We start from the raw sequence: 10,302 nt of genomic DNA on the forward strand, positions 1-10,302 counted from the left end.
ATTGTAGACTATATTGATTATTACAACAACAAACGAATTAAGGTAAAATTAAAAGGACTCAGTCCTGTGCAATACAGAACTAAATCCTTTGGATAAATTAAATGTCTAACTTTTTGGGGTCAGTACAGAACGACGTTTTTTATATTACATTTTTAGTTACGATAACCTTTACGGCGAACACCGTAAAGTCCAGCTGCCAACAGACCAAATCCTACTAGTAGGCTAACGACTGAATCTTCATCAGCTGTTTTCGGTAAAATTTTGTTTGTTTTAGCAGTTTGGTAAGACACAGGCACGACCTCTGATGATGATTTCGTTTGTGTCACAACCATTTGCTGACTTGTTGCATCGTATGTAATTTGCAATGATGGGGTATTGACCACCTTAGTTGAGGTTGTTTTGTTAGAGCTAGCCTCTTGTCCTTGAGATACTGAAGTATCCTGTGATGTTGAGCTTGCTGGGGTAGGGGCAACTTGTGGCACAGGAGATATCGGAGCCGACACAAGAGGCGCTGGAACTACGGGAGCAGGGGTATCTGGAGTTGGAGTGACTTGAGTAGTCGACATAGCCTTGTAGTTGGCAGTTGAAATCGCAACTGAACGTGTATTAGGATTGATTACTGCGTAAGAAGTTAGGTCAGCTTTTGGCAAATAATCTGCAAAGACTGCGTCCATTGATGGACCTTCTTCACGCGTACCACCAAGCATAGTGTAACCATCACCTCCAGCAGCTAGGAAATCATTGGTTGTCAAATAATAAGTCCCCTTCCAATCAAGAGCCTTGCATGTATTTGATTCTGGATCTAAGATTTGAATCCCAAGAACACGATTTTCCGCAGGGAGAGTTGGGTCATAATATACTTTTGCGCCAGCAATTTGCAAGAAACCACCGCTTGGTTCAAGTAATGGCAGACCGTTTTCATCTAGCACTGCTTTACCATCGACATTTTGCAAAATAGAGCCGACAGATTTTGTGAACATCTCCTGAAGCTGTTGACCGGTCACCGTGATTTGCGAAATCACATTCCCAAATGGTAAAACTGCAATCAAATCACCTTTTGTAATTGGTTGGTCTTTTTTGATTGTTTCACGGAGTCCACCACCATTTGTCACGGCAAGATTTGATTTATGGCTGAAACCAGTTTGACTATAATCAAGCAAGGCATCGGCAACCAAGTTTCCAAGATTGGTTTCACGGACACGGACGTTCTCACGTTGACCATTCAATTCAACTGGGTTATTATCAAGGACAACAACTGCATTTTGAGTGGCATACTTATCTTTGATAGCATTAACAAGTGTCGCAACCATTTCGTCTTCCTTAACAGCTTTGCCTGTTTTGGCATCAATCAAAGCATTTGATAAGATTTTTTCAGAATTAAGAGTAATCTTACCGACATTGTTCAAGTAGCTACCAGTCTGATTATAGGTGACGTTGCCAAATTGCTCAACCAAGGCTGTGTGAGAATGTCCATCCAAAACAAGGACTCGTTTCCCAGCAAGCTCTGTATTAGTAGCAAGAGCCTTAGCCAAACTATCACCACGCCATTCTTCAGGAGTCGTAGTGTCTACACCTAGGTGGGCAAGAATGATGTAGCGGTTGTAAGTTTTACCTTCAGCGCGAGCATTTGTCTCGACCTGCGAAATGACCGTATTGACCTCCGTAATTGGGTCAGTAAATGTCACATCGACAACATTTCGTGGGTGTGTCTTGGTAGCTGTTTCAGGCGTTGTAACACCGATAACCACTACTTTATCACCATCTACAGCCTTGTTTTTGTCAATAATGGTCGAAGCATCAAAAAGACGAACGCCTTTGACATAAACGTTTGAACTAATCATGGGGAAATTAACTGAATCATGCAATTTCTTCAATTGGTCCAATCCAAAGTCAAATTCGTGATTCCCAAAAGTCATGGCATCATAACCAACAGCATTCATGATGGTGGCCATATCTTCACCTTTGGTACTATTTGAAATTGGAAGACCTTGGAAAGCATCTCCTGAATCCAGCACTAGGGTTGTCCCCCTGCTGACGATTTTCTTCAGCAATTTCTGCTAATTTTGGAGTTCCGATAACAGATGATTCCTCTACAATACGCCCGTGCATATCATTGGTGTGTAAAATGGTTAGGGTGTTATCCTCAGTTGTAGTGGATTCTTCAGACAATTGAGGCGTTGCATTGTTTTCAACAACAGGTGTAGTTGCTTCTTCTGCTGAGCTAGTTGCTATACTATTACTTGCTATTTCTAATGTCGCAGAAGGTGCACCAGCATTATTAGCAACTGGCGCTTCAGTATTAGCCAAAGAATTAGTTACGGACTTAGTTTCTTTAATGGTCACCACTGATGGGGTATTTTCTACCGCTTGCGACTCGGTTGATACTGTTTCATCAGCAGAAACATGGCTTCCTAGAATTATCGTTGACAACAAAATTGTCGACAAGATTGCCATAACATTTTTCTTTTTCATAAATAACTTCCAAAGTTAATTGCTTTCTATTATATCGTATATTTTTCCAAAAAATAGATTATTTCGTTCTTAAATTGCAAAATAAAAAGCCCTTTCAGTTTATTTTGTCTGAAAGAACTTTCGGTTATTTGGTGTTTGAAATTATTTATTCTGATAAACAATTTGACCGTTCGAAATGGTGTATTTGACAACACCCTGCAACTTTTCGCCGATAAAAGGTGAATTGCTTGCCTTGGAAGCAAATTGGTCTGAGACCAGACGTTCTTCCTTATCAGCAAAAATAACAAGATCAGCTGGGCCATTCTCTGCCAAATATCCCGCATCAAAATCATACATTTTAGCAGGATTTAAGGTCATTTTCTCTAACAATTGCATCAAGGTTAAATCACCAGTAGCCACCAAGTTGGTCAAACCAAGTGACAATGACGTTTCTAGACCTGTCATTCCTGATGGTGCCTTGGTCATATCGGCATTTGCCTTCTCATCTGCATGGTGAGGAGCATGGTCCGTTGCGATAATCGAAATGACACCTGATTTCAAGCCTTCAATCACTGCACGGCGGTCTGATTCCAAGCGGAGGGGAGGATTCATTTTGGCATTTGCTCCCTTGAGCAATAGTAAATCTTCTGTTTTTGAAAAATGTTGCGGTGCTGCTTCAGCGGTAACCGGTGCCCCCAAACTCTGAGCAAACTCAACTACCTTGACAGATTCAGCCTTCGATAAATGTTGAATGTGCAAGTGTGCTTGACGGTCATAAGCAATCATGACATCACGCGCAACCATGCTATATTCAGCCACGCCAGTTGCTCCACAAAAATGGAATTTTTCTTGAGCAATGTGTTCGTTGAATCCAAGAATACCGTTTAACTCTGGGTCTTCTTCGTGCAAAGCGATAAAAGTTCCCAAGCGCTTAGCTTCATCTAAGGCTTCTTTAACAATCTTGGTACTTTGCAAAGGTATACCATCGTCTGAAAATGAAATAGCGCCAGCTTTCTGCAAAGCCTCAAAATCCGTCAAATGCTTGCCATCAAAGTTTTGGGTGATAGTCGCATTGGTATAAATGTGAATATTTTCCTTGCTTGCGCTCTCTAACACCTCTTTCAATGTCTCAACCGTCGAAATGGTTGGATTGGTATTGGCCATCATGACAACCGTCGTAAAACCACCTGCAGCTGCAGCTAGCGCCCCTGTATGAATATCTTCCTTGTGCGTCTGACCAGGTTCGCGGAAATGCACGTGAATATCAATAAGCCCTGGCGCCACAACTAAGCCAGTAGCATCAATGACTTCTGCACCTTCAGTCTCAATTGATTTTGCCAGTTTTACCACACGTCCATTATCAACCAAAACATCGCAAATGTCATCAAATTGCGACTTAGGGTCAACAACGCGTCCATTTTTTATCAATAACATAATCTCTCTCCTTTTAATTACAAACAGAAATTTCTCCCAAGTTGACACTAACACAACCAATTAATCGTCTCAAAACCATCAGCTTTGAGATAATCATTAGCTCGTGAAAACGGCTTGCTACCAAAAAAGCCACGATAAGCTGACAAGGGGCTGGGGTGCGCCGACTCGATAACATGATGAATCGGATTGGTAATCAACGCCTTCTTCTTACGTGCATAACCACCCCAAAGAATAAAGACAACAGGTGTCTCTTTCTGATTGACTACTTTGATGATAGCATCTGTAAAAGGTTCCCAAATTTGACCAGCATGACCGTTTGCTTGATGCTCTGGGACAGTCAAACAAGCATTAAGTAAAAGAACTCCCTGCTCAGCCCATGGTGTCAAATCGTGATGGTTACGCGGACCAACATCTTCAGCCAATTCTTTTAAAATATTTTGCAAAGATGGCGGAGCTGGCAAATCATCTGGTACCGAAAAGGACAAACCCTGTGCTTGCTTGGGACCATGATAGGGGTCTTGCCCGATAATCACAACTCTTACATCATCCAAATCCGTTGTCTGAATAGCATTAAACACCTTATCTTTAGGCGGATAAACAATCCCTTGACCGTAAACCTGATCCATAAAACGATTGATCTGGTGAAAATACCCTTCTGGCAATTCCTCCTTAATCAAGTCATGCCATTTTGAATGTTGCATACTGCCTCCAACTAATATTTTCCTAGCAAATCAATGTGGGCTTCCGCCAAAACATGCCCGTCCATAGCATGAAGCAATTCATTCATGAAAAATCCTTCAGTCAAATCAAGGTCAGCATCCAAAGCGTAGACTGTCAAAGTGTACAAATGATCTTTATCAGGAGGCTTTGGACCAATGTAACGATGAACCAAACCTCCAAAATCCTGATTCAGAAACTTACTGACCAAGCTATTACTTCCTTTGGTAAAGACAGCTTCCCGACGAGCAAAATCTGCTGGGATGCTAGTCTGATTTGCAGGTACATTGGCCACCACCCAATGGATATAGGCAAAGCCACAAACTGGAATGGAATCCATATCAACAAAGGTCCAAGCCAGTGTTTTTGCAGCCTCAGGCACATTCACCACTTCAAATGGAAAAGACTGGGCTGCCATACCATGCTCTGTGTCAATTGCTTTTTTACTATAAACATCTGGTAGCACTAAATCTTCAAAAGTTACCTTAATTTCCATCACTATTCTCCTTTGAAACCCTCAAGGCTGTCCAGTAGTGGGAAACTTCCTGATAGCCTTGATGTTCATACACGGCACGATTACCTTCCTCAGACAAAAGAATTACCTTGTCAAAACCACGGCTAGTTTCTAGCTGAAGATTGGTTCCAATTCCTTGTCCTCGAAATTTCTCATCTACAGAAAAATCATCAATTTCAATAAAATCGCCGTGAACCCATGCCGTCACATCGCCAATAATTTGGTCGTCCTTGACAGCCAAATAAAACTTGGAACCATTTGATAAGAGTTTTTTTCGATTGTCAGCCAACATCTGTTCAGCATAAGATTTTCCATAAGGAAGAGCCTGCTGATACTTCAATTCCAAATATTTCGCCAACCAAGTCTCATCCAAAGATGCAATCCTAATATCACCAAGGCCACGTTCAACTAAATTTAAATTAACCAGCTGATTGGTAAAGATGATGTGCTTTTCTAATTCAAAGCCTTGTTCAAGGAGAAATAACCTTAACTCATCTGACAGCTCCGCCATTTCCATAAAGAAAACAAAGGAAAAATTAGAAGGATAATCTCTCTGCTCATCCGCTAAGTAAGCCATATCTGACTGGAAATCAGCCAAATTAGGCATAGTTTTATAACTCAAATAGTTAGCAAAATAGCGTTCTGAAATCAGCTCATTCTTGAAGTGAAGAAATCGTTCATTTTCAAAATAAACAGGCTGATTATCTTCTAATAATTCCTTGTAATTCATGTTAAACTTTCTAACTTAGTCTTGCCAAGTTTCTTGATTTTCTTTAAATTTCTTCAAAAGCTGCAAACCGTTAGCATTGATATAACCATGAACTTTAGCTACTTTGATGAGTTCGCTGTAATTTGACAAGGTCACCAATTTGACGCCAGCTTTTTCAAAGTTTTCAGTTGCTTTGGGCAATTCATAAGTGAAAATGGCAACCACACCTAGTACGTCAGTACCTTCACGTTCTGCCGCCGCAACAGCATCCAGTACAGAACCACCTGTCGAAATCAAATCCTCGATGATAACCATTTTTTCCCCCTTAGCCACGCGACCTTCGATTTGATTACCTGCGCCGTGGTCTTTTGGTTTAGAACGAATGTAAGCAAATGGCAAGTTCATTTTATCTGCGATGATGGCACCGTGAGGAATACCCGCTGTCGCTGTTCCCGCGATAACCTCCACTTCTGGAAATTCCTCTTTAATCTTTTCAACAAAGCCATTTTCAATCAAAGTACGCGTGTCAGGGTATGAAAGCGTGATGCGGTTATCCGTATAAATCGGTGATTTAATCCCAGAAGCCCATGTAAATGGCTCCTCAGGTTTCAAGTAAACAGCTTTAATGTCTAATAAATCTGATGCGATTTGTGTTGCTAATGTCATAGTAAGTCTCCTTATAATAGATGAATGTAAAATCAAAAATAGTATTTCAAAAAATAGGACTAGTCGCGTGACCACTCTGCCTTAATCTGGCGATAAGCCTCAACTGGGTCTTCTGCTCGTGTAATCGGACGTCCAACCACGATATAGTTTGACCCAATTGCTCGTGCATCACTTGGTGTCATGACACGTTTTTGGTCGCCGATAGCAGAGCCCGCTGGGCGAATTCCAGGTGTTAGGCAGACAAAATCATCTGACGTAGCTTCTTTAATCATGGCAACCTCATGAGCAGAGCAGACAACACCATCAAGCCCAGCTTCCGCTGTTTTCTTAGCGTAGTTGACAACTGACTCGGTCAAACTGGTTTGAATGTTTTGGTCAGACTGCATTTGTTCCTCTGAAGTTGAGGTTAATTGGGTCACCGCAATCAGAATCGGTCCTTGACCAAGTCCTTCACGCGCAGCCTTCATCATTTCAATACCACCAGCCGCATGAACATTGGTCATATCGACCCCTAGCTTAGCTAGCACAGCCATTGCGGAACGCACCGTGTTAGGAATATCGTGCAACTTAAGGTCAAGGAAAACGCTATGCCCGAGCGACTTAACGTAAGTCACAATCTCCGGACCACCAGCATAATAAAGCTCCATACCAATCTTCACAAAGAGCTTTTCATCCTCTGGAAAACGAGCAAGGAAGGTTTTGACTTCCTCAAAAGAGGGGAAATCTAGGGCAACAACAGGACGATTTTCAGTCATAAGACTCCTTTCAAAGTAAGGACAATAGAAAAACCTCACTCCAGAGAAGCAAGGCTACACGATTTGGGCACAATGCACCCTTGACCTGTTTGTTAAAAGCGCAAATTTACATAATTAAAATTACGTAACCCGTACTTTTAGTCACCTTGAAAGCCTCTCTGGACTCACGTTAAAGGTTATTTAGTTGTCTAAATTATAGCGTTTTCGACAGTTAATGTCAAAATTTTACTGGTTTTTTGGAAAATAGCAGAGCTAATTGCCACGCAACTCCTGACGCACTTGAGCACGGAGATTTTCTAGGCTAGAAATCCCGTACTTGTCCATGACCTCGGGCAGTCGGTCGATGATGTTTGGACAGGCATATGGGTCTGTGAAGTTTGCCGTACCTACACCAATGGCTGACGCGCCAGCAATCATCATCTCAAGCGCTGCTTCCGCAGAGTCAACCCCCCCCATGCCTATAATAGGCAAGTCTGATGCCCGGGCAACCTGACGAATGAGTTTTAAAGCTACAGGAAAGACCGCTGGACCAGACATGCCACCTTGGCCGTTAGCGATAATTGGCTTGTGCGTTTTGAGGTCGTAGCGTGTACCGACTAGCGTATTGATCATGGTGAAACCAGTCGCTCCCGCTTCTTCAACTACCTTGGCCACCGTTGTGATGTCGGCAACACTCGGTGTTAGTTTCACATAGACCGGCACAGCCGAATGCTCTACACTTGCCTTAATCGCAGCGTAGGCTAATTCCGGAACCTGTCCAATCAAAAGCCCATGATTTCCGTGGTCAACATTTGGACATGAGATATTAAGCTCGATAGCCTTGACATTTGGAGCTTTTGAGATTTTCTCAGAAACATAAGCATATTCGTCATTCGAAAAACCTGCCACATTGGCAATGATAGGAAGCTCTGGAAAATGCTCCGCCAACCAAGGGAGTTTCTCAGCTAAAACAACATCTACACCTGGGTTTTGAAGTCCGATAGCATTAAGCATCCCTGACGGAGTCTCGGCAACACGAGGTATCGGATTTCCAAAACGCGGTTCCTGAGTAGTGGCTTTAATCATGATTGCCCCTAATTTATCAAGGTCGTAATATTTGGCGTATTCCTGACCAAAACCGAAGCAACCTGATGCTGGAATAACTGGATTTTTCAGGTTTAATCCCGGTAAAGATACCGCCAAACGATTGTCAGTCATAACTTACCCCTTTCTCATTTCTTGGAGGACAGTTCCTGTCGCAAAAACTGGACCGTCTTCACAGACCCGCAAGCTCTTAGACTCGTCTGCATCTTTTACATGAACCACGCAAGCATAGCAAGCCCCCATGCCACAGGCCATCCGTGACTCCATCGATAGATAGGCGTGCGGATGTTTTTCAAATTTCTGGTCCACATAGTTAAGCATGCCAGGAGCTCCGCAGGCGTAGACCGCGTCAGACTCATTTTTAAAAGTATCAATGACGGTTGACACATAGCCCTTAGTGCCGTAAGAACCGTCATCTGTCGTCACAATGACGTCTGCAAACTGCGCCAGCTCTTGCTCCAAAATCACCACATCCTTGGAAGCAAATCCGATAACAGCGGTCACCGCCACGCCCTTGGCGTATAATTGCTTAGCTAGCTCAAGCAAGGGAGGGACACCGATGCCACCACCAACTAGGAGCGCAGTCTGACCCGCGTCTAAAAAATCAATAGGGAATCCATTCCCCTGAGGCCCCATACAATCAAGTACATCTCCAGCCCCAAGGTGAGAAAAAATCTCCGTCCCCAAACCTTGAACACGGTAAACAATAACCGCCTCACGCTTAGCCTTATCAATCTGACAAATAGAAATCGGACGACGCAAAACCTTGCTAATATCGGGCACTCGAATGTGCAAAAACTGCCCAGCACTCATCTGCTCCACCAACTGCCCTGTCAAAACCATCTCAAAAATATCAGTCGCAATCTCACGCTGACTAACAATGGTCATCTCTTCTTTAAGTATCATAGCTACCTTTCCACAAAAAACCTCGCCCAGAGACGAGGTTACGTGAAAAACAAGCAAGACAAAAATCCTAACTTTTTCTAATAAGAAGCCAGCCAACAACCGCGGTTGCCATACTAAACTCCACTCACATAGCCTTTGAAGCCTCTCTGGGCTTGCATTAAAGGTTTTTGGTTAATTTTTATTATTGTAACATAATGTGAGAGGATGTCAAGGGAATATTTAGAGGAATCAATTCCGAAAGTCCGTTTTTTGCCATCTATCACTCTTTGGAGGAACATTTTGACCATCAAAAAAAGAATATGGTGTGCTCAAATCGCCTTGTTCAGTGTGATTTAGAATTGAAAGGAGTACTGTCCTCCCCAAAAGGGCAGATTCCTCCCTTGGTCTTAAGGGAAACTTTTAAAATTAAACAACCCAACTGGCCAAATGCGACGTCTACCCGTGATTGAGCTTGTACAAGGCGAAGCCTACCATGACTAGAAAGCTCATGGTGATAACTGCTTTCATTTTAGCTAAGCCCCTAATGGTGTGATTTTCCAAACGAAAATCTCTATCCAATCACCCATTTAGCCTCTCGATACTCGTCCGTTCTTTGTAAAGTCTCTTAAACTTAGCACTGGAACGAGCTACGATAGTGACTATAATAGGCTCAACACTACGCTTCAAGCGATAACTCTTAGAATTATTGTATTTAGGATGAAAGCCATAACGTAGGCTGTCCGAAGATTTATCGTAACCTTTGTAAACCAACTCAATCGCTTTGCCATTGTCAGCCACATACCAAACTTGACCACTCTGATTGTCAATTAAATCAGTATCTAAACACTGTCTGGTCTCGTCCTCTTTCCACTGATGCTTATTGTCAACGATAGGGATAATTTCGGCTTCTTCTAAGAGAGTCTGGAGAGGCTTGCCGCTATAACCTTTATCAGCCATTAAGCACTTGGTTCTGTCAAGAATGGTCTGACTCATGTTTTTGATTATCCTTTTGGCAATTGTCGGCTCTCCTTTATGTTTGGATTCTATCTGTTCAAGTAGACCTGTCTCAGGAAGGGTATCAACTACAT

Annotated in this window: 9 protein-coding genes and 2 pseudogenes; 1 reads left to right on the top strand and 10 read right to left on the bottom strand. The window is 42.6% G+C overall.

The window, feature by feature from the left end; genetic code table 11:
• Window positions 1–96 (top strand): IS3 family transposase (locus IYQ92_RS09760; protein ID WP_133162783.1); only part of this gene is annotated, 96 nt, incomplete at its 5' end.
• Window positions 97–152: 56 nt separating this feature from the next.
• Here the strand turns inward: IYQ92_RS09760 and IYQ92_RS09765 are convergent.
• The 10 genes and pseudogenes from IYQ92_RS09765 to IYQ92_RS09810 all read right to left on the bottom strand — a co-directional run.
• A pseudogene (locus IYQ92_RS09765) lies at window positions 153–2,472 on the bottom strand (5'-nucleotidase C-terminal domain-containing protein).
• 141 nt (window positions 2,473–2,613) lie between these two features.
• A complete protein-coding gene (locus IYQ92_RS09770) occupies window positions 2,614–3,885 on the bottom strand; it encodes a dihydroorotase (protein WP_195676467.1) in 1,272 nt (423 codons plus the stop codon).
• Between the two features lie 47 nt (window positions 3,886–3,932).
• Window positions 3,933–4,586 (bottom strand): uracil-DNA glycosylase, encoded by a 654-nt coding sequence (locus tag IYQ92_RS09775; protein ID WP_195676468.1) that lies wholly within the window; start codon window positions 4,584–4,586, stop codon window positions 3,933–3,935.
• Window positions 4,587–4,597: 11 nt separating this feature from the next.
• Complete coding sequence (locus IYQ92_RS09780; RefSeq protein WP_195676469.1) at window positions 4,598–5,098, bottom strand: YbhB/YbcL family Raf kinase inhibitor-like protein; 501 nt, start codon at window positions 5,096–5,098, stop codon at window positions 4,598–4,600.
• Window positions 5,088–5,846 (bottom strand): GNAT family N-acetyltransferase, encoded by a 759-nt coding sequence (locus tag IYQ92_RS09785; protein WP_195676470.1) that lies wholly within the window; start codon window positions 5,844–5,846, stop codon window positions 5,088–5,090. The genes IYQ92_RS09780 and IYQ92_RS09785 overlap by 11 nt, the downstream gene beginning before the upstream one ends.
• A 15-nt stretch (window positions 5,847–5,861) precedes the next feature.
• A complete protein-coding gene (pyrE, locus tag IYQ92_RS09790; protein WP_195676471.1) occupies window positions 5,862–6,491 on the bottom strand; it encodes an orotate phosphoribosyltransferase in 630 nt (209 codons plus the stop codon).
• Window positions 6,492–6,550: 59 nt separating this feature from the next.
• Window positions 6,551–7,246, bottom strand: a complete 696-nt coding sequence (gene pyrF, locus IYQ92_RS09795; RefSeq protein ID WP_195676472.1) for an orotidine-5'-phosphate decarboxylase — start codon at window positions 7,244–7,246, stop codon at window positions 6,551–6,553.
• A gap of 252 nt (window positions 7,247–7,498) precedes the next feature.
• Window positions 7,499–8,443 (bottom strand): dihydroorotate dehydrogenase, encoded by a 945-nt coding sequence (locus IYQ92_RS09800; protein ID WP_195676473.1) that lies wholly within the window; start codon window positions 8,441–8,443, stop codon window positions 7,499–7,501.
• 3 nt (window positions 8,444–8,446) lie between these two features.
• Complete coding sequence (locus IYQ92_RS09805) at window positions 8,447–9,235, bottom strand: dihydroorotate dehydrogenase electron transfer subunit (RefSeq protein WP_195676474.1); 789 nt, start codon at window positions 9,233–9,235, stop codon at window positions 8,447–8,449.
• A gap of 558 nt (window positions 9,236–9,793) precedes the next feature.
• A pseudogene (locus IYQ92_RS09810) lies at window positions 9,794–10,302 on the bottom strand (DDE transposase); the annotation flags it as partial.

Origin of the sequence: Streptococcus sp. HF-1907 (genome assembly GCF_015594605.1) — a bacterium.
Lineage (GTDB): Bacteria > Bacillota > Bacilli > Lactobacillales > Streptococcaceae > Streptococcus.